The sequence below is a fragment of the Pantoea cypripedii genome (assembly GCF_011395035.1).
In the GTDB taxonomy this organism is placed as follows: domain Bacteria; phylum Pseudomonadota; class Gammaproteobacteria; order Enterobacterales; family Enterobacteriaceae; genus Pantoea; species Pantoea cypripedii_A.
The window spans coordinates 1,747,256-1,768,528 of record NZ_CP024768.1; the positions used below are offsets into that span (position 1 = coordinate 1,747,256).

Annotated in this window: 24 protein-coding genes and 1 other annotated feature; of the genes, 11 read left to right on the forward strand and 13 right to left on the reverse strand. The window is 54.0% G+C overall.

Going from position 1 to position 21,273, the window contains the following annotated elements:
• Positions 1–89 precede the first annotated feature (89 nt).
• On the forward strand, positions 90–587 hold the full coding sequence (gene spy / locus CUN67_RS08095; protein ID WP_208714753.1) for an ATP-independent periplasmic protein-refolding chaperone Spy: 498 nt from the start codon (positions 90–92) through the stop codon (positions 585–587).
• A gap of 78 nt (positions 588–665) precedes the next feature.
• On the opposite strand, the gene cho is transcribed toward spy, so the two are convergent.
• The 5 genes from cho to CUN67_RS08120 form a co-directional block, all read right to left on the reverse strand.
• Positions 666–1,526 (reverse strand): excinuclease Cho, encoded by an 861-nt coding sequence (gene cho / locus CUN67_RS08100; protein WP_208714754.1) that lies wholly within the window; start codon positions 1,524–1,526, stop codon positions 666–668.
• Positions 1,527–1,588: 62 nt separating this feature from the next.
• The gene (gene yddG / locus CUN67_RS08105) at positions 1,589–2,479 is read right to left on the reverse strand and encodes an aromatic amino acid DMT transporter YddG (RefSeq protein WP_208714755.1); all 891 of its coding nucleotides are present in this window, start codon (positions 2,477–2,479) and stop codon (positions 1,589–1,591) included.
• 65 nt (positions 2,480–2,544) lie between these two features.
• Positions 2,545–3,372 (reverse strand): ammonia-dependent NAD(+) synthetase, encoded by an 828-nt coding sequence (gene nadE / locus CUN67_RS08110; protein WP_084874024.1) that lies wholly within the window; start codon positions 3,370–3,372, stop codon positions 2,545–2,547.
• A gap of 117 nt (positions 3,373–3,489) precedes the next feature.
• The gene (locus CUN67_RS08115) at positions 3,490–4,680 is read right to left on the reverse strand and encodes a multidrug effflux MFS transporter (RefSeq protein WP_208714756.1); all 1,191 of its coding nucleotides are present in this window, start codon (positions 4,678–4,680) and stop codon (positions 3,490–3,492) included.
• Positions 4,677–5,261: a TetR/AcrR family transcriptional regulator gene (locus tag CUN67_RS08120; RefSeq protein WP_208714757.1), complete on the reverse strand. Its 585-nt coding sequence runs from the start codon at positions 5,259–5,261 to the stop codon at positions 4,677–4,679. The genes CUN67_RS08115 and CUN67_RS08120 overlap by 4 nt, the downstream gene beginning before the upstream one ends.
• Positions 5,262–5,454: 193 nt before the next feature.
• Between CUN67_RS08120 and osmE the strand changes: the two genes are divergently transcribed.
• Positions 5,455–5,790 carry an osmotically-inducible lipoprotein OsmE gene (gene osmE / locus CUN67_RS08125; RefSeq protein ID WP_208714758.1) on the forward strand — a complete coding sequence of 112 codons (336 nt, stop codon included), beginning with the start codon at positions 5,455–5,457 and terminating at the stop codon, positions 5,788–5,790.
• Positions 5,791–5,845: 55 nt separating this feature from the next.
• On the opposite strand, the gene CUN67_RS08130 is transcribed toward osmE, so the two are convergent.
• The 6 genes from CUN67_RS08130 to hxpB form a co-directional block, all read right to left on the reverse strand.
• The gene (locus tag CUN67_RS08130) at positions 5,846–6,217 is read right to left on the reverse strand and encodes a DUF6515 family protein (RefSeq protein WP_208714759.1); all 372 of its coding nucleotides are present in this window, start codon (positions 6,215–6,217) and stop codon (positions 5,846–5,848) included.
• 175 nt (positions 6,218–6,392) lie between these two features.
• Positions 6,393–7,784, reverse strand: a complete 1,392-nt coding sequence (locus CUN67_RS08135) for an L-cystine transporter (protein ID WP_208714760.1) — start codon at positions 7,782–7,784, stop codon at positions 6,393–6,395.
• Positions 7,785–7,937: 153 nt separating this feature from the next.
• Positions 7,938–8,528 carry a metal-dependent hydrolase gene (locus CUN67_RS08140; RefSeq protein ID WP_208714761.1) on the reverse strand — a complete coding sequence of 197 codons (591 nt, stop codon included), beginning with the start codon at positions 8,526–8,528 and terminating at the stop codon, positions 7,938–7,940.
• 132 nt (positions 8,529–8,660) lie between these two features.
• Positions 8,661–9,422: a 2-dehydro-3-deoxy-D-gluconate 5-dehydrogenase KduD gene (gene kduD, locus CUN67_RS08145; RefSeq protein WP_208714762.1), complete on the reverse strand. Its 762-nt coding sequence runs from the start codon at positions 9,420–9,422 to the stop codon at positions 8,661–8,663.
• A gap of 18 nt (positions 9,423–9,440) precedes the next feature.
• Complete coding sequence (gene kduI, locus CUN67_RS08150; protein ID WP_208714763.1) at positions 9,441–10,277, reverse strand: 5-dehydro-4-deoxy-D-glucuronate isomerase; 837 nt, start codon at positions 10,275–10,277, stop codon at positions 9,441–9,443.
• A 165-nt stretch (positions 10,278–10,442) separates the two neighbouring features.
• On the reverse strand, positions 10,443–11,111 hold the full coding sequence (gene hxpB, locus CUN67_RS08155; RefSeq protein ID WP_208714764.1) for a hexitol phosphatase HxpB: 669 nt from the start codon (positions 11,109–11,111) through the stop codon (positions 10,443–10,445).
• A 143-nt stretch (positions 11,112–11,254) separates the two neighbouring features.
• Here hxpB and CUN67_RS08160 point away from each other — a divergent pair, with 143 nt between their 5' ends.
• Complete coding sequence (locus tag CUN67_RS08160; protein ID WP_208714765.1) at positions 11,255–11,791, forward strand: YniB family protein; 537 nt, start codon at positions 11,255–11,257, stop codon at positions 11,789–11,791.
• Positions 11,792–11,795: 4 nt separating this feature from the next.
• On the opposite strand, the gene CUN67_RS08165 is transcribed toward CUN67_RS08160, so the two are convergent.
• Positions 11,796–12,689 (reverse strand): fructosamine kinase family protein, encoded by an 894-nt coding sequence (locus CUN67_RS08165; RefSeq protein WP_208714766.1) that lies wholly within the window; start codon positions 12,687–12,689, stop codon positions 11,796–11,798.
• Between the two features lie 89 nt (positions 12,690–12,778).
• Positions 12,779–13,063 (reverse strand): type V toxin-antitoxin system endoribonuclease antitoxin GhoS, encoded by a 285-nt coding sequence (gene ghoS, locus CUN67_RS08170; protein WP_208714767.1) that lies wholly within the window; start codon positions 13,061–13,063, stop codon positions 12,779–12,781.
• A gap of 330 nt (positions 13,064–13,393) precedes the next feature.
• Between ghoS and CUN67_RS08175 the strand changes: the two genes are divergently transcribed.
• The 8 genes from CUN67_RS08175 to pheT all read left to right on the forward strand — a co-directional run bounded on the left by CUN67_RS08175 (position 13,394) and on the right by pheT (position 21,272).
• The gene (locus CUN67_RS08175; protein ID WP_208714768.1) at positions 13,394–14,155 is read left to right on the forward strand and encodes a DUF481 domain-containing protein; all 762 of its coding nucleotides are present in this window, start codon (positions 13,394–13,396) and stop codon (positions 14,153–14,155) included.
• Positions 14,156–14,400: 245 nt separating this feature from the next.
• On the forward strand, positions 14,401–16,329 hold the full coding sequence (gene thrS, locus CUN67_RS08180) for a threonine--tRNA ligase (RefSeq protein ID WP_208714769.1): 1,929 nt from the start codon (positions 14,401–14,403) through the stop codon (positions 16,327–16,329).
• A 3-nt stretch (positions 16,330–16,332) separates the two neighbouring features.
• Positions 16,333–16,875, forward strand: a complete 543-nt coding sequence (infC, locus tag CUN67_RS08185; protein WP_084874039.1) for a translation initiation factor IF-3 — start codon at positions 16,333–16,335, stop codon at positions 16,873–16,875.
• 100 nt (positions 16,876–16,975) lie between these two features.
• On the forward strand, positions 16,976–17,173 hold the full coding sequence (rpmI, locus tag CUN67_RS08190) for a 50S ribosomal protein L35 (protein ID WP_010275699.1): 198 nt from the start codon (positions 16,976–16,978) through the stop codon (positions 17,171–17,173).
• A gap of 44 nt (positions 17,174–17,217) precedes the next feature.
• Complete coding sequence (gene rplT, locus CUN67_RS08195) at positions 17,218–17,574, forward strand: 50S ribosomal protein L20 (protein ID WP_007892678.1); 357 nt, start codon at positions 17,218–17,220, stop codon at positions 17,572–17,574.
• Positions 17,575–17,689: 115 nt separating this feature from the next.
• Positions 17,690–17,815, forward strand: a sequence feature (Phe leader region).
• A complete protein-coding gene (pheM, locus tag CUN67_RS08200; protein ID WP_121626058.1) occupies positions 17,695–17,739 on the forward strand; it encodes a pheST operon leader peptide PheM in 45 nt (14 codons plus the stop codon). It overlaps the preceding feature by 45 nt.
• A 71-nt stretch (positions 17,816–17,886) precedes the next feature.
• A complete protein-coding gene (gene pheS / locus CUN67_RS08205; protein WP_208714770.1) occupies positions 17,887–18,870 on the forward strand; it encodes a phenylalanine--tRNA ligase subunit alpha in 984 nt (327 codons plus the stop codon).
• Positions 18,871–18,884: 14 nt separating this feature from the next.
• The gene (pheT, locus tag CUN67_RS08210) at positions 18,885–21,272 is read left to right on the forward strand and encodes a phenylalanine--tRNA ligase subunit beta (protein ID WP_208714771.1); all 2,388 of its coding nucleotides are present in this window, start codon (positions 18,885–18,887) and stop codon (positions 21,270–21,272) included.
• Position 21,273 lies beyond the last annotated feature (1 nt).

Here is a 21,273-nt window from a genome sequence, read left to right on the forward strand (position 1 = left end):
TCTGAGTAGTTGACGTTCAGCGTCGTATGCTTGTTTCCGAAGACGCGACACAGGCTGTCGTCATGAAACTGAAAAGTAAGGACAATATTATGCGTAAACTGACTTCCCTCTTCCTGGCTACCGCGATGGCTCTCGGTGCTGCCAATATCGTCCATGCTGCGGCAGACAACCTGACGCCTCCGCCAGCAGGCAGTGAGAAACCAATGCATAAGCCGCCGATGCGCCATGGTGGCATGGACATGATGTTCAAAGGTCTGAACCTGACCGACGCGCAGAAAAAACAGATGCATGACATCATGCGTGAAAGCCATAAAGACTTTAAACGCCCGTCGCTGGAAGAGCGCCGTGCTAATCACGCCCTCATCGCATCTGACAGCTTCGACCGTGCGAAAGCCGAAGCTCAGGCAGAAAAAATGACTGCCAACGCGAAAGAGCGTGCCGTGGCGATGATGGAAACCCAGAACAAACTCTATAACGTATTGACGCCTGAACAGAAAAAACAGTTCAACGCCAATTTTGAGAAACGTCTGACAGAGAAAGGCCCGTACGACGGTAAAATGCCACCACCACCGGCTGAAGGCGAATAATACCTTAGCCTGACGGTTTGAGACTGCCGACGTTGTCCATCGCACCAGGTGCTTTGGGCAGCGTCGGCGGTTTTGTTTTTACAGCGGAATCAGTGGGTAATCGCCCGACAACAACGGGCGGCAGAGAATTTTATAGCCATCGTGATCAAAGCCCTGTGATGCCCGCTGTAGCTGGCGCGCTTCCTCTTCGCTGCTCACCGAACCCAGCCAGAACCAGTGGTCAATCACATGGATCTGCGTCATCGTCTCACCACGTTCCACCATGCCAACGGCTCCCGGCCATGGCCAGCACACCACGCGTAAATCCTCCAGTGCCGCCTGCAAACGCTGTTGATGCGCGCTGAGCGTCTCGTTACCACAGCAGGCACCGGCACAACGTTTAAGCGCAGCACGAAAGCAACCCCGCTCGCGGCGCAAACTCTCCAGCCCAAGCAAACCGTGGCACAGACGTTGTTCATCAGCGATGCTTTTCAGCTTTTCCAGCGCCGCATGGCGGCTGCGAAACAGGCCGTACAGATTGGGGGAGGCGGAAAAATCGAGATCGCGGGCGTAAACCACCTGCGGGGCGGCGTCACTCAACTGCAGCGAACACAGCTGGCGATTTTTCCGCAGACGTTTATTAAATAACGGCTGTAGCGTTTTGATCATCTGCGCTTCCAGCAGCTGCGCGCCGAGATCACCCGCCGTCGGGATCCAGCTGACGCGCCGGGCCTGTCGCAGCATGCTGGCTTCATCGGGGGTGCGGAAATGGGACATCACGCGGCTGCGCAGATTGACGCTCTTGCCGATATACAGCGGCAGGCTGTCACTTTCACCGTGGAAAACATACACGCCAGGCTGGTTGGGTAAACCTTCCAACCACTGACGCAGATGTTCGGGATATTGATAAATGGCCGCCGCATCAAATTCGAGGCGGCTGCGGGTGGATTGTCTGACCAAAGAGCACTCCGATTACTGGTTACCTATCCAGTGTATCAGTCTGGCGCTTTTCTCGCCAGCGGCTACAGGCGGCGCGTTGCCAGCCAGCAAATCAGCGAACCCAGGGTAATCATTAAGACGCCCTGCCAGAAGGCCAGCGATGGCGTCAGACCCAGCCACAGTGAGGCCAGCAAGGCCGACAGCACCGGGGTGAAGTAGGAGGCGGTCGCCAGCAAGGTCAGGTTGCCGTGCTGGATACCATGGTTCCAGGCTGAATAGGCGACGGCGGTCGACATCCCCATAAACAACACCTCAAGCGCCGGAATCAGGCTGAAATGCAGCGAGCTGAAATCTTCCGTCACAACAAATTTGAGCCACAGCGCCAGCGCGGTGATGACAAAGAACAGATTAACGCCACTTTTGCCGTTGGCGTAACGACGCGTCACGTTGTTGTACAGCCCCCAGGCGAAGGCGGCGATAAACGCCAGCCCATAGGCCAGCGGATTGCTGAGCAGGTTATGTCCGAGTTGACTGAGCGAACTGCCGCCGCGGCTCTGCAACACCCAGATAATACCCGCCAGCGACAACAGTAATCCTGGCCATAACCACAGGCGAAAACGCTGCTGATTCATGGGGATGGCGAACACAATCGTCAGACATGGCCAGAGATAGTTGATCATCCCCAGCTCCAGCGACTGAGCGCGATCCTGTGCCAGACCAATCGCCAGCGCGAGGCAGATTTCATAACCGACGAACAGTAACCCGCCACCCCACAAATAGCGTGCAGGCAACTGCCGCAAATTCGGCAGGCCGCGCGTCATACATAACAACACGGCGGTCGTGGTGTAAATCAGCGCTGCGCCGCCGGTGGCACCAAAGGCTTCACTGACGCTACGCAACAGACCAACGGTGGTGCTCCAGAGTAAAATCGCGCTCAGCCCTACCAGGGTGGCACGCGGTAAATGTGCAGACATAGAGAAGATTCAGATCAGGCAAAGAAAGGCGTTTTCCGTCCAGCGGAGGAAAACGCCGGATGGGGTTATTTTTTCCAGAAATCGTCGAACACGGTAATCGGTGGACGGCGTTTGTGTTCGGTTTTCAGATACCAGCCTTCGATGGTTTTCGCCGCAGCGGCATCAATGGTTTTCCCTTCCAGGTAGGCATCAATCTGCTGATAGGTCACACCGAGTGCCACTTCATCCTGCAGGCCAGGACGATCGTCTTCGAGGTCAGCAGTGGGGTGCTTCAGGTAGAGGTGCTCCGGGCAGCCCAGCAGCTTCAGCAACTGTTTACCCTGGCCTTTGTTCAGACGGAAGATCGGGTTGATGTCGCTGCCGCCATCGCCGTATTTGGTGAAGAAACCGGTGACCGCTTCTGCCGCATGGTCGGTGCCCACCACCACGCCTTTGGTCATACCTGCAATGCTGTACTGTGCCTTCATGCGTTCACGCGCTTTTTCGTTGCCGCGAATATAATCCGACAGGGTAATACCCGCGTCCTGTAAGGCACGTTCACTGGCCAGTACCGCTTCTTTGATATTCACCACCAGCGAACGGTCCGGCTGGATAAACGCCAGCGCATCCTGACAATCCTGCTCATCCGCCTGCACGCCATACGGCAGACGCACGGCGATAAAGGTGTAGTCTTGATCACCAGTCTCTTCACGCAGTTCGCGGATGGCGGTCTGCGACAGGATACCAGTCAGCGTGGAATCCTGACCGCCGCTGATACCGAGCACCAGGGTTTTAATCCCCGGATTGGTTTTCAGGTACGACTTTAGAAAATCAACGCTGACGCGGATTTCCTGCTGGGGATCGATAACGGGTTTAACGCCTAAGGCTTCAATGATTTCCTGCTGCAGTGACATGAACCTCTCCTCAAGTCAGTTGCCGGGCGGCACAATGCGAATGATTTCCTAAAGCTAACGCGGCTGGCCCAAAACAACAAGCCGTATGGCTTGTTGCCTGGGTTATGTGCTGGTAAATCAGACGCTTTTCGGCTTTTTGGCCAGCAGCAGAAACGTCACAATCGCCAGCATAAAACAACCGAAAATAGTGCCAGTCATGCTGATAACCGAGGTGCCGCCAAGGCCGGTGATCGGCACGCTGATCGCTCCGAGGGTGAACATCGTCACACCAATAAGCGCGGAAGCGCTGCCCGCGCGATGTCCCTGACTTTGCATCGCCAGTGATGAGGCGGTAGTGGCGATGACGCCGTTACTGGCGATGGTGAAGAACAGCGCGGCGAGGATCACGGGTAATGTTGCACCGCTTATTCCGGCCAGCAGCAGTGCGCCAGAAGCGACAAAGGCCAGTACCAGCCCCCCTTTAAGTACCCGATATTCTCCCCAGCGTGGGCACAGGCGGGCACTGGTCTGTGAAGCAATAATCAGGCCGATACCATTCGCGGCGAAGCAGAAACTGAACATCTGTGGTGACAAACCGTAAATCTGTTGCAGTACAAACGGTGATGCGCCGATATAAGCGAGCATGCCCGCCATCATAAAACCCTGGGTTAAACAGAATCCCATAAAGGGGCGATGGGTAATAACCTGACCCAAAGCGGCCCATGCTGAGAAAATGGAACCCTGATTACGTTTTCCTGCTGGCAGGGTTTCATGCAGCTTCCAGCGTACCAGCAGAATAAGCAGAATCGCCACACCTGCCAGCACCATAAAAATGCCGCGCCAGTTCAGTACCGTTAACATAAAACCACCCAGTACCGGTGCAGCAATGGGCGCAAGTCCATTGACCAGCATCAGCAGGGCAAAGAAGCGTGTCAGCTCGTACCCGCTGTACATATCGCGTGCGACGGCACGTGACAGTACCGCACCGCCACCGCCCGCCAGCCCTGCAAACAGGCGCGCTACCAGCAACTGGTTAATGTCTGTGGCTAGTGCACAACCGATCGAGGCAACAAACAGCAGCAGTAGCGATAACACCAATGGGCGCAGGCGGCCAAATTTATCGCTCATCGGGCCGAACAATAACTGGCCTGCACCGAGGCCGACCAGTGTCGCGGTGAGGCTTAACTGCGCAGTGGCGGTTTCGGTGTGCAGGTCCTGCGCCAGCTCAGGCAGGGCCGGGAGATAGAGATCGATACACAGTGGTCCAAGTGCCGCAAGCAGACCAAGCGTAATGGCGTAAACCAGGCGATTCGAATGTGCAGGTGTCATTTATCCTCTGTTTTTATTAAGTGTGAAATCAGGTTCTGATAAAGGTGTTGCAGGGTAACCGCTGACGCTTTCTGTGGTGTCAGTCGGCGCAGGGCGGTGCCATCGAACAGCACCGCCAGGACTTCAACGCAGCCATCGACCTGATCATCGCTGAGTTCAGGATGGCTGGTGCGAACTTTCTGACGGGCATGGCTAAACATGCGGGCATCGGCAGCCTCCAGCATGACAGCGACGCGGGGGTTGCGACCGGCCTCGGCAGCGACATCCAGCATCAGCAATTCATCTTCGCTATTCAGGTTTTCACGTCCGGCGAGCAGGGCGGCGAGCTGATCGCTGTCGACCCGATCGCGCATCGCCGCCACGCGCCCGTCAACAATGCGTTTTACCATCTCTTCAATGATGGCGTCTTTGCTGGGGAAATAACGATAGATCTGCCCGACGCTAAGATTAGCCGCACTGGCTAAGCGCGCCATACTGGCGGCATGGAAGCCTTCGCGGCGGAAACACTCGCGCGCGGCACGAATGATTTCATCCTGGCGTTGGCGGTGGCGCTGGTCTTTGTTTTCGCGGTGTCTGGTCATAACCGTCCTGAAAATAGTTTTGAGAGTGCTTATTCTCATTCGGCGATTATACGGTGGCGTGTCGATGATCACAGGTACTTTTACGCAATCCTGACGCTTCGGAACTGACCGAATCCGCAGCCATAAAGTTGATTAATCTGGATTTATATTCCAGGCTTATAGTTACATGGACAAAGCGATGAGGAACAACAAGATGAATAAAGTGCTGGGATGTATCGTTGCCGCGATGACGCTGGCCGCGCTCTCTGGGTGTACGGCTTACGATCGCGCTGAAAGCTTCGTAACCAAGCCTGTGGTGAAGGATGTAAAAAAAGGCATGACCCGTGATCAGGTGCGTCAGATTGCTGGGCCGCCATCAACGGAAATCACCATGGTGCATGCGCGCGGAACTTGCCAGACCTATGTGCTGGGTGAGCGCGATGGTAAGCCGCAAACTTATTTCGTCAGCTATAACGACACCGGTCGCGTAATGAACTATGGCTTCCAGAGCTGTAAAGATTACGACACCGACCCGCAGGCTGCACAGTAAACGCAGCAGAACAGCAAACGGCCCGTCAAGTTGACGGGCCGTTTTTCATTGGGGCTTATAAACCGTAAGGGCGCGGGACTTCAGTGTAGCTGCCGTTGATATCGCGCTGGTAGTAATGACCTTCCTGCACGTAATAACGTCTGCCGTTGAAATCGAGTACGCGCATCCCTTCTACCGGTACGGGCTGCGGTGGCTGAACCACCACATAGTTTTCTCCCTGGCGCTGATAATAACTGCCGTTGAGCAGATAGTAGGTCAGGCCGCCAATCAACACCGCCGTTGCGGCATCGGGTAAGAAATGCAGAGGACCAGGTCCTCCCCAGTGTGGTCCCGGACCGGGTCCTGGTCCCCAGGGGCCGGGATGGGCGAGAGCGATGGCTGGTGTTAATAATGTTAACGCCAGCACCGAGGCGATAACTTTTTTCATGGGTAGTTCTCCTGCTATGACTGGTAGCAGGATTGGCTTTTAAACGGTAAAACTCAAGCGGAAAGTGGCTGTTTTTTCCTCCATTTACCATGCTTAACGCTTTCCTGACGATAGCGCCATGATTGGATGGAATTGGGGAGGGAGATCACCTGTCGCGGGGCGACAGGTGATGTGTTTAACGATGCGCCAGCTCGGCGTGTTCGTCGCTTTCCAGCACTTTCTTATCGGTCAGACCAAGCCAGCGGCTGGTGAGAGATCCTGCGGTCATCGCACCATTCACGTTGAGCGCGGTACGGCCCATATCGATAAGCGGTTCAATGGAGATCAGCAACGCAACCAGCGTGACTGGCAGGCCCATCGCAGGCAGCACAATCAACGCGGCAAAGGTGGCACCACCGCCGACACCGGCAACGCCCGCAGAGCTGAGCGTCACAATGCCTACCAGCGTGGCAATCCACAGCGGATCAAACGGGTTGATGCCAACCGTAGGTGCGACCATCACGGCCAGCATGGTTGGATACAAACCGGCACAGCCGTTCTGGCCGATGGTGGCACCGAAAGAGGCAGAGAAGCTGGCGATGGATTCCGGTACGCCAAGGCGACGGGTCTGGGTTTCCACATTTAGCGGGATGCTGGCGGCACTGGAACGGCTGGTGAAGGCAAAGGTAATCACCGGCCAGACTTTACGGAAGAAGCGTAGCGGGTTGATACCATTAACGGACAGCAACAGCGCATGCACCCCAAACATAATGGCGAGACCGAGATACGAAGCCACCACAAAGCCGCCGAGCTTGATGATGTCCTGCAAATTAGAACCGGCCACCACTTTGGTCATCAGCGCCAGCACACCGTAAGGCGTCAGCTTCATGATCAAACGCACCAGCTTCATCACCCAGGATTGCAGGGTATCGATGGCGACCAGTACGCGCTCGCCTTTGGTCTTGTCATCTTTCAGCAACTGCAATGCCGCAACGCCAAGGAAGGCCGCAAAAATCACCACGCTGATGATTGACGTCGGGCTGGCGCCGGTCAGGTCGGCAAAGGGGTTTTTCGGGATAAAGGAGAGCAGCAGCTGCGGCACCGAGAGATCGGCCACTTTACCAATGTAGTTGCTTTGGATTGCGTTAAGACGCGCGGTTTCCTGTGCTCCCTGCACCAGGCCTTCGGCACTCAGGCCAAACAGGCCGGTTACCATCACGCCGACCAGCGCTGAAATGGCGGTGGTAAACAACAGTACGCCAATGGTCAGAACGCTGATTTTACCCAGCGAAGAGGCATTGTGCAGGCGCGCGACTGCGCTGAGGATGGAGGCGAAAACCAGCGGCATGACAATCATTTGCAGCAACTGCACATAACCGTTGCCCACAATATTGAACCAGCTGATCGAGGTTTTAACCACCGGGCTGTTCTCACCATAAAGGGCTTGCAGCGCCAGGCCAAAGAGTACGCCGAAGACCAGACCCGTCAGAACGCGTTTTGACAGGCTCCAGCGATCGTTGCCGATGCGAGCCAGTAACACCAGCAGCGCGGCGAACACCACGAGATTAATAATCAGGGGAAAATCCATGCTCTACTCCAGAGATTTGCCGCGCCTTCGCAGGGTCGGACGCGGAATACAAGGTGATTCCTTAACAGGAATGGCGGCATGTTATCAGTTCATAAAACAGCAAGCTTATATCCAAATGGAATTGATTATAACAATATGCTGATTTTTGTCTGATTATCGTTCGTTCTGCCCATTAATTAATCGACCGACGCCATTTTGTAGTGTGCTGAACAGTTGTTCTGGCCAGCCGTTTGCACCAAAAGATGGCAAGCCGGGTGGGAACCACAGGGCATAACCCACCAGCGCCAGGCAGAGTGCTCGCTCCAGCTGGTTGCCCTTCTGGCTATTGAGCAGTGGCAGGCGAAAGCGCCAGCGACAAGGCCACAGCAGGGGGACGCCCGCGGGCGTGAGCATATCGGCGACAATATGACTGAGATAACCGAGGGTCATGCCCTGTAAGACATCGGCAGGAATTGGCCAGCTGGCGGGAACATTAATCTGGAACAACCAGAGACTCACCGCCACCGCCAGCAAACTGTGGGTAAAGCCGCGATGACCAAAGGCGCGCGCAATCGGCTGAGAGAGCCACTTCAGGCGTTGTCCCAGCACCGATTTAGGGTGATCAATATCCGGCAGCAGGCAGGTCAGCAACGTAGCAGGCACCAGATGCCACCAGTCGGCACTGGCCATCACGGGTGTCAGCTCGGCGCGTTTGGCAAAAATAGCGCTGGCAATGGCGAAAATGATGTGGCCTTCGGCCGTCATGATAAAACCTGGCTGCAAACTGTCGATGCATCCAGTATAGGGATTTATCCAGTGAATGAGAATATGTGACGCTGTAACCAGGCGTGAATTTAAGACGATACCCGCGCCAGAATGACGCGGGAAATGAGAGGCTTAGCGTGCCAGCCAGCCACCGTCGACCGCCACCGTATAGCCGTGGACGTAGTCAGACGCGCGGGAGGCGAGGAATACCACCGGCCCCATCATGTCGTCCGGCAGCCCCCAGCGTCCGGCCGGAATACGGGCGAGGATCTCTTCACTGCGCGACTCATCATCGCGTATCTGTTGGGTATTGTTGGTCGCCATATAACCGGGGGCAATGGCATTGACATTGATGCCATGTTTCGCCCATTCGTTGGCCATCAACCGCGTCAGCCCCATCACCGCACTTTTGGAAGCAGTGTAGGAGGGCACGCGAATGCCCCCCTGAAATGACAGCATCGAGGCAATGTTGATGATCTTACCGCCATGCCCCTGAGCGATGAATTGCCGCGCGACCTGCTGAGAGAGAAAAAACAGACTCTTGCTGTTAATGTTCATCACATCATCCCAGTCTTTTTCACTGAAATTCAGGGCATCCTCACGGCGGATAATGCCGGCATTGTTGACCAGAATATCGATGTGGCCTGCCTGCGCCACGGCCTGTTCCACAATATGCGGCACGGTGGCTGGCTGCGTTAAATCGGCCTGAATTGACCAGAAACGGCGACCCAGCGCGATGACTTTTTCCGCGGTATCATCAGGCCCGGCACGGTTTACCCCGATAATATCACAGCCCGCCTGGGCCAGCCCGAGCGCCATCCCCTGGCCCAGCCCGGTATTACAACCGGTGACCAGCGCAACTTTTCCTTCAAGACAAAAAGCATTCAAAATCATGGTATTTCCCCCAGTGCTTTAACGCAGCGCGCTGACGCTGACGTGATCCATGTCATCAAACACCTGATTTTCACCGACCATGCCCCAGATAAAGGTGTAACGCTGGGTGCCGACACCGGCATGAATCGACCAGCTCGGTGAAATCACCGCCTGTTCGTTGTGTACCAGCAGATGACGGGTTTCCTGCGGCTGGCCCATCATATGGAACACGGCGCTGTCGGCGGCCATATCGAAATAAAAGTAAACTTCCATACGGCGTTCATGAGTGTGGCAAGGCATAGTGTTCCACAGGTTGCCCTCGTCAAGACGGGTCAGCCCCATGGTGAGCTGGCAGGTTGGCAACACATCCGGCACGATAAATTTATTAATGGTGCGACGGTTAGAAGTGGCAGCATCACCGAGTGTCGCTTTGACGGCGTCATCGAGGGTGATTTTCTTGTCGGGATAGCGGGTGTGGGCGGGGGCGCTGTTGTAATAAAACTTCGCCGGCTGGCTGGCATCGCTGCTGCGAAAAATAACCTGCTTTGTCCCCTGGCCGACATATAGCGCTTCCTGATGACCGATTTCCCAGGTTTTACCGTCCACCTCAATCAGACCGGGGCCGCCGATATTGATCACCCCCAGTTCTCGACGCTCAAGAAAATAACTCACACCCAATTGTTTACCGACTTCGCTGCCAATGGTAACCGCCTGCTCAATCGGCATGACGCCACCAATGATGATGCGATCAATGTGGCTGTAGGTGAGGGTGTAATCATCCGGGGTAAAAATATTCTCGATAAGGAATTCGCGGCGCAGGGCGGCGGTATCGAGGGTTTTAGCATGCTCGCTGTGAATGCTTTGACGTACGTCCATCTCAGGCCTCTTGATAAAAGAAGGAATAGGTCCCGATGCGGGTCTGTTGGCATCTTAGGCAGGATGGGATACGAATTCAATAAAAATGAAACGTTGTTTTATTTATTTGTGTCGATGATCAAATCGGCAAAAAAAAGCCCGCTGATTAAGCGGGCGATCTGACGATCAGCCATGCAGATGGGGAGCTGTCAGCTGGGTGAGGGAGTCCAGCCGGACATTCGCCAGCGCCCAGCGCGCATCAGCGCGGTGCTCGGCTGCCGGGACCACAATCGAACGCATTCGCGCCGCTTTGCTGGCCACCATGCCGTTAAAGGAATCTTCCAGCGCCACGCAGTTCAGAGGGTCGATAGCCAGCTTTGCCGCCGCGTCGAGATACACCTGCGGATGCGGCTTACTGTATGGGAGCTGCTCGGCAGAGGCCAGTACGTCAAAGTAGTGGCGCAGGTTAAACATCTCCAGCACCCGCTCCAGCATATGCATCGGTGAGGCCGAGGCGAGACCAATTTTCAATCCCTGCTCACGGCATAAAAGCAGAGCCTGCTCAACGCCAGGTAGCAGCGGACGGGTTTCTTCCACCAGCGTTAACGCCCGTGCAATGATGCGGTCGGTGACTTCCTGCTGGTCCGGTCCGTTCCACGGCAGGGCTTCATACCACATACGGACGGTCTGATCGATGCGCAAACCTAAGGTGTCCGGCAATTCGTGGCGGCGGGTAAGATCTACCCCCAAAGTAGCAAAAATATCCAGTTCGGCGCGATCCCACAGCGGTTCTGAGTCGATCAACAATCCGTCCATATCAAAGATGGCGGCCAGAACAGGGCGACGATATGACATACAGCGGCTCCGTTTGAAATTTGGCTAACCTTAACACGACTCAGCACGAAAACCGACCAGCCACCATGCCGCGCATTTTTCAGGAAAAAAAGCCGCAGTACAGGTAGACTTAGGGCAAATCTTATTCTGTTCAGGGAGACACCATGACTTACCAACAGGCTGGCCGCATCGCCATCCTTAAGCGAGTGGCTGGCTGGGTGATTTTTATTCCGGCACTTTTGTCCACCATTATCTCCATATTAGGCTTCATGTTTAAGCACAGCGAGAAACAACCCGGTATTGACGCGGTGATGCTCGATTTTGTGCATGTCATGATTGATATGGTGAAGTTTAATACGCCGTTTCTCGGTTTTTTCTGGCAAAACTCCCCGGTACCGGAATTTAAAGGGGAAACAAATGTTGGTTTCTGGATTATCTATTTTCTGATTTTCGTTGGCATTGCGTTGCAGGCGTCGGGCGCGCGGATGTGGCGTCAGTCACGCCATATAAAGGAAGGCATTGAAGACCAGCTGATTCTGGAGCAGGCAAAAGGCAGCGAGGGGCGCAGCCGTGCGCAGCTGGAGGAGAAAATCCACGTTCCGCGTCATACCATCCTGTTGCAGGTCTTTCCGCTCTATATCCTGCCGATTGTTATCGCCATTGCCGGTTACTTCGTGCTGAAATTGCTCGGTTTGCTGTAAACCGTCAGGCCGGTCTGGCCTGACGTTGTATCACCGCATCCTCATCCAGCAATTGGTCGATGGCGAATTGTGCTTCGTTCGACCAGTTGCCACCGAACACGTTAGCGCGGTTCAGCAGATAGTAGAGCTGGTACACCGGCTGGCGTTGCGAAAAACCTTCCGCCAGCGGCCATACCGCGTGATAGCCTTCGTAAATCTGGCGCGGCAGATCGGCGTAATAACTCAGCATTGCCAGGTCACATTCACGATCGCCCCAGTAACAGGCAGGGTCAAAAATCCACGGTCCACCGGGACTACCGGCGCAATTTGCCGGCCACAAATCGCCGTGTAGCAACGAAGGCTGCGGATGATGGTTTGCCAGCACGCGTTGCACACAATCAACGATCAGATCCATATCGCCATAGCTGACGCCTTTCTCGGCTGCCAGTTGCAACTGCCAACCGATGCGCTGCTCAGCAAAAAATACTGACCAGCGACGTAGCCAGCTATTTGGCTGCGGCGTGGTGGTGATGTTGTTGTCGAAATCGAGACCAAACTGTGGCTGCTCGCTCCACTGATGCAGATGTGCCAGCTGCTGACCGAGCTGGAAGGCAGTGTGTTCATTGAGGGGATCGGGCGGCAGATATTCCAGCAGCAGGAAGCTGGTATCCCGATCGTTACCTACGCCATACACCTGTGGTACGCGTACCGTCTGAGTTCGCGCCAGCAGCGCCAGCTGGTCGGCCTCCCAACTGAACAGGGTGAGCATATCGCGGGTATTGCATTTGACGAACACGTCGAGGTTGCCATAACGAATACGCCAGGCAGGATGGACATCCCCCCCGGGGAGTTCATGGCGCTCGGTGATTTCGGCATCGCCGGCATACTCGCTTAACAGTCGACTAATGGCTGACCACATGGGGTAATCCTCTTTATTCGCTGCCTGAGTTCAATTGTAACGCTCAAAACCTGAACAAAACCAGTGTGGACGCGCGCTTTTCACACCAATCAGGATTGTTCTTTCAAAAATGCTTCCAGGGTGGTGACTGCCACCTCGGGTTTCTCGCCCAGCGCAACGGAGGCCAGCCCGGCGGCCTGCTCAGCCAGCTCTTGTTCTTCCAGCGCACTGACCAAACCAAAACTGTTGGTGCCCAGCTCGTGCGGATGCCCATCGACATCATTCAACGTGGTGTTATAGCCGCCATTGACCATGGCACTGTTCAGCGATTGTACATCGCTCAGACCTTTTTCCTGATAAATGATGGTCACAATGTAACGTTTCAGGTCGCTCATCTTTCACCTCATTGTTCTGGAACAGATTTCAGCGTAGACCAGTGGGATGAATTGAGCGAATTTGCAGCAATGCATGCCAGAATGAGGCCGAATTTTCCTGTCAGGCGTTCAGAAAATTCTTGTAGCAATTCGGCTGCTATTTCGCTAAATGCCCTCTATAATGCGCGCCGTTAATGAGAATAATCCCATTAACGGCGCGGCCTCAGCGCAAAACCTGGCTTTTCTGGCGCCTTCATACTTTTTTACAAAACTTACAGTAAATTGCGTTGATCGTCCGGGAAAACCCTTCAGACTCATCACTTTTTAAACCGTCGTACGGGTCACATTTAAATGAAAGCCTTTAACAAGCTGTCCGCTGTACTCTTGCTCTCTGTTGGAGCATTTTGTCACCAGGCATTTGCAGATAACACCGTATTCACCTCCATGGATGACCCTTCAACGGCAAAAAAACCGTTTGAAGGCAGCGCGTCAGCGGGTTACCTGGCGCAGACCGGTAACACCACCAGCTCCGCACTCAGCGCAGCCACCTCAATGACCTGGTATCGCACCAGTACTGCATACAGTCTGTGGGGTAACGCGGCGAACAACTCATCGAACGATGTGCGTTCTTCTGAGACTTACAACATTGGTGGTCGTACCCGTTATAACCTCAACAGCGCCGATTATTTGTTCGGCCAGGCGAGCTGGCTGAGTGACCGTTTCAACGGCTACGACGCCCGTGACGTACTGACAGCCGGTTATGGTCGTCAGCTGATGAGCGGTCCGATTCACTCGCTGCGTGCTGAATTCGGTCCGGGTGTGCGTTATGACGATTTCCACGACGGTGGCCATGAAACCAAGGCGCTGGGCTATGGCGCGCTGAGCTACCAGTGGCAGCTGACGGATACCACCAAATTTATTCAGGGCGTGTCCATCCTGACCAGTTTTGGCGAAGATACCACCCTGAACTCCGAAACCGGTTTGCAGGTGGCCATCAACGAACACTTCGCGCTGAAAATGGCTTACAACGTGACCTGGAACAACAATCCGCCGGAATCTGCGCCGGATCGTACGGATACCAAAACCACCATCCAGCTGACTTACGCGATGTAATCAGTTGAAGGTGATCACCGCTGCCTGGCTTTCGCCGCGCAGCGGTTTTTTTTTTAGCTGACGCAGGCTTAGCGCATTTTCTGCGGGTTTTGCTCACCGGTGAAAGCTGTTATTATCACCGGCGCTTTATCTCCCAGGCGTCATTCCGACAATGTGGGTCTGACATTACGCCGGGTTACCCTTATTTAAACTCAATGTTGCATGTAGGCTTTCGTGTGGCTTACCACTGCAATTAAGGATATGAAATGCCAGTAATTACTCTTCCTGATGGCAGCCAGCGCAGTTTTGATCGTCCGGTAAGCGTGATGGATATCGCGCTGGACATCGGCCCTGGTCTGGCGAAAGCCTGTATTGCCGGTCGTGTGAATGGCGAGTTGGTGGACGCAGTCGATCTGATTCATGACAATGCGCAAGTGGCGATTATCACCGCCAAAGATGACGCAGGTCTGGAAATTATCCGTCACTCCTGTGCGCACCTGCTGGGCCATGCAATCAAGCAGCTGTGGCCGAACACCAAAATGGCGATCGGGCCGGTGATTGATAACGGCTTCTATTATGATGTCGATCTGGAACACACCCTGACGCAGGAAGATCTTGATCAGCTGGAAAAGCGTATGCACCAGCTGGCTGAAACCAATTACGACGTCATCAAGAAAAAAGTGAGCTGGCAGGAGGCGCGTGACGTCTTTGCCGCACGTGGTGAGAACTATAAAACCACCATTCTTGATGAAAACATCAGCCATGATGACCATCCTGGCCTGTACCATCATGAAGAATACATCGACATGTGCCGCGGTCCGCACGTGCCGAATATGCGCTTCTGTCATCACTTTAAGCTGCAGAAAATTTCTGGCGCTTACTGGCGCGGTGACAGCAACAACAAAATGCTGCAACGCATTTACGGCACTGCCTGGGCAGATAAAAAGCAGCTGGCTGCGTATCTGCAACGTCTGGAAGAAGCCGCGAAGCGCGATCACCGTAAAATCGGTAAGCAGCTCGATCTCTACCATATGCAGGAAGAAGCGCCGGGTATGGTGTTCTGGCACAACGACGGCTGGACCATCTTCCGCGAGCTGGAAGTGTTTGTACGCAGTAAGCTGAAAGAGTACCAGTATCAGGAAGTCAAAGGTCCGTTCATGATGGACCGCGTGCTGTGGGAAAAAACCGGGCACTGGGAAAACTACAAAGAAGCGATGTTCACCACCTCTTCTGAGAACCGTGAATATTGCATCAAGCCGATGAATTGCCCAGGCCATGTGCAGATCTTCAATCAGGGTTTGAAATCCTATCGCGATCTGCCGCTGCGTATGGCGGAGTTCGGTAGCTGCCATCGCAATGAGCCGTCAGGCGCGCTGCATGGCCTGATGCGTGTCCGTGGTTTTACTCAGGATGATGCTCACATCTTCTGTACCGAAGATCAGGTACGTGATGAGGTGAACAGCTGTATCCGTATGGTGTATGACATGTACAGCACCTTCGGCTTTGAGAAAATTGTGGTGAAACTCTCCACTCGCCCGGAAAAACGTATCGGTACCGATGAAATGTGGGACCGTGCGGAAGTGGATCTGGCGGAAGCGCTGAATGAAAACCAGATTCCGTTTGAATATCAACCGGGTGAAGGTGCGTTCTATGGCCCGAAAATTGAGTTCACCCTGCATGATTGCCTTGATCGCGCCTGGCAGTGTGGTACCGTTCAGCTAGACTTTTCGTTGCCGAAGCGTCTGGATGCCACTTATGTTGGTGAAAACAATGATCGCCAGACGCCGGTAATGATTCACCGTGCGATTCTTGGCTCGATGGAACGCTTTATCGGCATTCTGACCGAAGAGTTCGCTGGCTTCTTCCCAAGCTGGCTGGCTCCGGTACAGGCTGTGGTGATGAATATCACTGACAGTCAGGCAGAATATGTCACCGAATTGACAAAGAAATTGCAAAATGCGGGCATTCGTGTCAAAGCAGACTTGAGAAACGAGAAGATAGGCTTTAAAATCCGCGAGCACACATTACGTCGCGTCCCTTATATGCTGGTTTGCGGTGAGAAAGAGGTGGAAGCCGGTAAAGTTGCCGTGCGCACCCGCCGTGGTAAAGACCTCGGGAGCATGGACGTAGATGTGTTTGTTGAGAAGCTGCAACAAGAGATTCGCAGCCGACATCTTCACCAATTGGAGGAATAAGGTATTAAAGGCGGAAAACGAGTACAACCGACGCGTCCTAATCGTATCAACGGCGAAATTCGCGCTACTGAAGTGCGCCTGACTGGCGTTGATGGCGAGCAACTTGGCATTGTGTCTCTGCGCGAAGCTATCGAGAAAGCAGAAGAAGCTGGCGTAGATTTAGTTGAAATCAGCCCTAACGCCGAACCGCCGGTTTGCCGTATTATGGATTACGGCAAGTTCCTCTATGAAAAGAGCAAATCTTCTAAGGAACAGAAGAAGAAGCAGAAAGTTATCCAGGTTAAGGAAATTAAATTCCGACCGGGTACCGACGAAGGCGACTATCAGGTAAAACTCCGCAGCCTGATTCGTTTTCTGGAAGAGGGCGATAAAGCCAAAATCACGCTGCGTTTCCGTGGTCGTGAGATGGCGCACCAACAGATCGGTATTGAAGTGCTTAACCGCGTGAAAGAAGATCTGGTTGAACTGGCAGTGGTCGAATCCTTCCCATCGAAGATCGAAGGCCGTCAGATGATCATGGTGCTCGCACCTAAGAAGAAACAGTAGGCTTTCAAGTAATAAATCCCGCGCAGCGTTCGCGTTGTGCGGTTTTTTATTCGCCTGTCTGGTTCATTTTATTAACAATGCGAAGTGGATATTTGTAAAAATGCCAAAGATTAAAACTGTACGTGGCGCGGCTAAGCGCTTCAAGAAGACCGCTTCTGGCGGCTTCAAGCGTAAGCACGCAAACCTGCGTCATATTCTGACCAAAAAATCAACTAAGCGTAAACGTCACCTGCGTCCGAAAGGCCTGGTGTCTAAAGGCGATCTGGGTCTGGTTATTGCCTGCCTGCCGTACGCATAAGTTAACTTTTTTTTAAATCAGAATATTGAAACAGGAGAGCTCACATGGCTCGCGTAAAACGTGGTGTAATTGCTCGCGCACGTCACAAAAAAATCTTAAAACAAGCTAAAGGCTACTACGGTGCACGTTCACGTGTATACCGCGTTGCCTTCCAGGCTGTTATCAAAGCTGGTCAGTATGCTTACCGTGACCGTCGTCAACGTAAGCGTCAGTTCCGTCAGCTGTGGATCGCACGTATCAACGCTGCGGCGCGTCAGAACGGCATCTCTTACAGCCGTTTCATCAATGGCCTGAAAAAAGCGTCCATTGAAATCGACCGTAAAATCCTGGCTGACATCGCTGTATTCGACAAAGTGACATTTACTGCACTTGTTGAAAAAGCAAAATCAGCTCTGGCGTAAGTCAGGTAAAAAAGGGAGCTTGCTCCCTTTTTTATTATCCGCAAGCCACGCAAAAGATTGACATTTTACGCGCCGCGCTTTTCAATAGTGCCGTTGAAATCATGACAAGGTAACGCAAGCATGCACGCTGCTATTTTCCGTTTCTTTTTTTACTTTAGCGCCTGACATCCGGGGGCTTTTGCGCATAAGAAAAGAAACGAAAAATCGCGCTGAAAGCCTCCCTCGTGGAGGCTTTTTTGTTTCTGGCGACACTACATTGGATCCACGGATCCCAACGAGAACAGACCAGCCTGACTGGAAGAAGAGGAAATCATGTCCCAACTCGCAGACCTGGTGGCCCGTGCCACGGCCGCCATCGACGAGGCGTCGGATATCGCCGCTCTGGACGCCGTGCGCGTCGAATTCCTGGGTAAAAAAGGACATCTGACGCTGCAGATGACCACCCTGCGCGAACTGCCGGCAGAAGAACGTCCTGCTGCCGGTGCGGTCATTAATGACGCCAAGCAGCAGGTACAGGATCGCCTCAACGCGCGCAAAGATACGCTGGAAAGCGCAGCGTTGAATGCGCGTCTGGCGGCAGAAACGATTGATGTCTCACTGCCGGGCCGTCGTTCAGAAAACGGTGGGCTGCATCCGGTAACCCGTACCATCGATCGTATCGAAACCTTTTTCGGTGAATTGGGTTTCGCGGTCGCCACCGGGCCGGAAATTGAAGATGACTACCATAACTTCGACGCGCTGAATATTCCGGGCCACCACCCGGCGCGTGCCGACCACGATACCTTCTGGTTCGATGCAACCCGCCTGCTGCGCACGCAGACCTCTGGCGTGCAGATTCGTACCATGAAAAATCAGCAGCCGCCGATTCGCATCATCGCGCCGGGCCGTGTGTATCGTAACGATTACGATCAGACTCACACCCCGATGTTCCATCAGATGGAAGGGCTGATCGTAGATAAAGACATCAGCTTTACCAACCTGAAAGGCACGCTGCACGATTTCCTGAACAACTTCTTTGAAGAGAACCTGCAGATTCGCTTCCGTCCGTCTTACTTCCCGTTCACCGAACCTTCCGCCGAAGTTGATGTGATGGGTAAAAACGGCAAATGGCTGGAAGTGCTGGGTTGCGGCATGGTGCACCCGAATGTACTGCGCAACGTGGGCATTGACCCGGAAATCTACTCTGGCTTTGCCTTCGGTATGGGCATGGAGCGTCTGACCATGCTGCGCTATGGCGTGACCGATCTGCGCGCTTTCTTCGAAAATGATCTACGTTTCCTCAAACAATTTAAATAAGGGCAGGTTATCCAATGAAATTCAGTGAACTCTGGTTACGCGAATGGGTAAATCCAGCCCTGGACAGCGCTGCGCTGGCTGAACAGATCACCATGGCCGGTCTGGAAGTCGACGGCGTGGATGCGGTTGCCGGTGCCTTTCACGGCGTGGTCGTAGGTGAAGTGGTTGAGTGCGGCCAGCATCCGAACGCCGACAAATTGCGCGTCACCAAAATCAATGTCGGCGGTGATCGCCTGCTGGATATCGTCTGTGGCGCACCTAACTGCCGTCAGGGCCTGAAAGTCGCAGTCGCCACCGTTGGCGCGGTGTTACCGGGTGATTTCAAAATCAAAGCGGCCAAACTGCGCGGCGAGCCGTCAGAAGGGATGTTGTGTTCCTTCTCTGAGCTGGGTATTTCCGATGACCACAGCGGCATTATCGAATTGCCTGCTGATGCGCCGATTGGCACCGATATCCGTGCGTATCTGCAACTGGACGACAACACTATCGAAATCAGTGTGACGCCGAACCGCGCTGACTGCCTTGGCATCATTGGTATCGCCCGTGATGTGGCTGTGCTGAATGGTCTGCCGCTTAATGCGCCGGTGATCGAGCCGGTGAAAGCTACCATTGCTGATACGTTCCCGATTCGTGTTGATGCGACGGCTGCCTGCCCGCGTTACCTTGGCCGCGTCGTCAAAGGCGTCAACGTGAAGGCGGCTACGCCCCTGTGGATGCGTGAAAAATTGCGTCGCTGCGGTATCCGTTCTATTGACCCGATTGTGGATATCACCAACTACGTTCTGCTGGAGCTGGGCCAGCCGATGCATGCCTTCGATCTTGATCGTATCGATGGCGGCATCGTGGTCCGTATGGCAAAAGAAGGTGAGAGCCTGACGCTGCTGGACGGTAGCGAAGCGAAGCTTAGCAGCGATACGCTGGTGATTGCTGATCACCACAAAGCGCTGGCGATGGGCGGCATCTTTGGTGGCGAGCATTCTGGTGTAAATGAAGAAACGCAAAATATTCTGTTCGAATGTGCCTACTTCGATCCGCTGGCGATTACTGGCCGTGCACGCCGTCAGGGTCTGCATACCGATGCTTCCCACCGTTACGAGCGTGGTGTGGACCCGGCACTGCAATACAAAGCCATTGAACGCGCCACCCAGCTGCTGCTGGAGATCTGCGGTGGAGAAGCCGGCCCGGTAATCGACCAGACCGATGCCGCTGCATTGCCACCGCGTGCCACCATTACGTTGCGCCGTGAGAAGCTGGATCGTCTGATTGGTCACGTGATTGCTGATGAGCAGGTGACCGATATTCTGACTCGTCTGGGCTGTGAAGTGACTGTTGCTGCCAATGCGTGGCAGGCGATTGCACCGAGCTGGCGTTTCGATATGGCAATCGAAGAAGATTTGGTTGAAGAAGTCGCGCGTATCTACGGCTACAACAACATCCCTGATGTGCCGGTTAAAGCGGGGCTGGTGATGACCCAACATCGCGAAGCCGATTTGTCGCTGAAACGTGCGAAAACCCTGCTGGTTGATAAAGGTTATCAGGAAGCGATTACCTATAGTTTCGTCGATCCGAAAATGCAGCAACTGCTGCATCCGGGTGAAGAAGCGTTGATTCTGCCGAGCCCGATTTCCAGCGATATGTCGGCGATGCGCCTGTCCCTGTGGACCGGTTTGCTGGGTGCGGTGGTCTATAACCAGAACCGTCAACAGAGCCGTGTACGCCTGTTTGAGAGCGGTTTGCGCTTTGTTCCTGATACTCAGGCCGATCTCGGTATCCGTCAGGATCTTATGCTGGCGGGCGTATTAAGCGGTAATCGCTATGAAGAGCATTGGGATCTGGCGCGTCAGACGGTTGACTTCTATGATTTAAAAGGCGATTTAGAGTCGCTGCTGGATTTAACTGGCAAACTGGATGAGATTTCTTTCCGTGCAGAAGCGAATCCAGCCCTGCATCCGGGACAGAGCGCCGCAATTTATTTACGCGACGAACGAATCGGATTTATCGGGGTGGTTCATCCGGAACTGGAACGTAAGCTGGATCTCAACGGCCGCACCTTAGTGTTTGAACTGCTTTGGAATAAGGTCGCAGACCGCGTCCTGCCTGACGCGCGCGAGATTTCACGCTTCCCGGCGAACCGTCGCGATATCGCTGTGGTAGTGGCTGAAAACGTGCCCGCAGCAGATATCATCGCGGAGTGTAAGAAAGTTGGCGTAAATCAGGTAGTTGGCGTAAACTTGTTTGACGTGTACCGTGGTAAGGGCGTAAACGAAGGTGAAAAGAGCCTTGCGATTAGCCTGATTTTGCAGGATACCAGCCGGACACTCGAAGAAGAGGAGATTGCCGCGACCGTTGCCAAATGTGTTGCGGCATTAAAAGAGCGATTCCAGGCAACCTTGAGGGATTGAA

Bases quoted from the DNA above. Each gene is read 5' to 3' on its own strand.
- spy (WP_208714753.1), top strand. From the start codon at position 90: ATGCGTAAACTGACTTCCCTCTTCCTGGCTACCGCGATGGCTCTCGGT.
- yddG (WP_208714755.1), bottom strand. From the start codon at position 2,479: ATGTCTGCACATTTACCGCGTGCCACCCTGGTAGGGCTGAGCGCGATT.
- nadE (WP_084874024.1), bottom strand. From the start codon at position 3,372: ATGTCACTGCAGCAGGAAATCATTGAAGCCTTAGGCGTTAAACCCGTT.
- CUN67_RS08115 (WP_208714756.1), bottom strand. From the start codon at position 4,680: ATGACACCTGCACATTCGAATCGCCTGGTTTACGCCATTACGCTTGGT.
- CUN67_RS08120 (WP_208714757.1), bottom strand. From the start codon at position 5,261: ATGACCAGACACCGCGAAAACAAAGACCAGCGCCACCGCCAACGCCAG.
- osmE (WP_208714758.1), top strand. From the start codon at position 5,455: ATGAATAAAGTGCTGGGATGTATCGTTGCCGCGATGACGCTGGCCGCG.
- CUN67_RS08130 (WP_208714759.1), bottom strand. From the start codon at position 6,217: ATGAAAAAAGTTATCGCCTCGGTGCTGGCGTTAACATTATTAACACCA.
- CUN67_RS08135 (WP_208714760.1), bottom strand. From the start codon at position 7,784: ATGGATTTTCCCCTGATTATTAATCTCGTGGTGTTCGCCGCGCTGCTG.
- CUN67_RS08140 (WP_208714761.1), bottom strand. From the start codon at position 8,528: ATGACGGCCGAAGGCCACATCATTTTCGCCATTGCCAGCGCTATTTTT.
- kduD (WP_208714762.1), bottom strand. From the start codon at position 9,422: ATGATTTTGAATGCTTTTTGTCTTGAAGGAAAAGTTGCGCTGGTCACC.
- kduI (WP_208714763.1), bottom strand. From the start codon at position 10,277: ATGGACGTACGTCAAAGCATTCACAGCGAGCATGCTAAAACCCTCGAT.
- hxpB (WP_208714764.1), bottom strand. From the start codon at position 11,111: ATGTCATATCGTCGCCCTGTTCTGGCCGCCATCTTTGATATGGACGGA.
- CUN67_RS08160 (WP_208714765.1), top strand. From the start codon at position 11,255: ATGACTTACCAACAGGCTGGCCGCATCGCCATCCTTAAGCGAGTGGCT.
- CUN67_RS08165 (WP_208714766.1), bottom strand. From the start codon at position 12,689: ATGTGGTCAGCCATTAGTCGACTGTTAAGCGAGTATGCCGGCGATGCC.
- ghoS (WP_208714767.1), bottom strand. From the start codon at position 13,063: ATGAGCGACCTGAAACGTTACATTGTGACCATCATTTATCAGGAAAAA.
- CUN67_RS08175 (WP_208714768.1), top strand. From the start codon at position 13,394: ATGAAAGCCTTTAACAAGCTGTCCGCTGTACTCTTGCTCTCTGTTGGA.
- thrS (WP_208714769.1), top strand. From the start codon at position 14,401: ATGCCAGTAATTACTCTTCCTGATGGCAGCCAGCGCAGTTTTGATCGT.
- rpmI (WP_010275699.1), top strand. From the start codon at position 16,976: ATGCCAAAGATTAAAACTGTACGTGGCGCGGCTAAGCGCTTCAAGAAG.
- rplT (WP_007892678.1), top strand. From the start codon at position 17,218: ATGGCTCGCGTAAAACGTGGTGTAATTGCTCGCGCACGTCACAAAAAA.
- pheS (WP_208714770.1), top strand. From the start codon at position 17,887: ATGTCCCAACTCGCAGACCTGGTGGCCCGTGCCACGGCCGCCATCGAC.
- pheT (WP_208714771.1), top strand. From the start codon at position 18,885: ATGAAATTCAGTGAACTCTGGTTACGCGAATGGGTAAATCCAGCCCTG.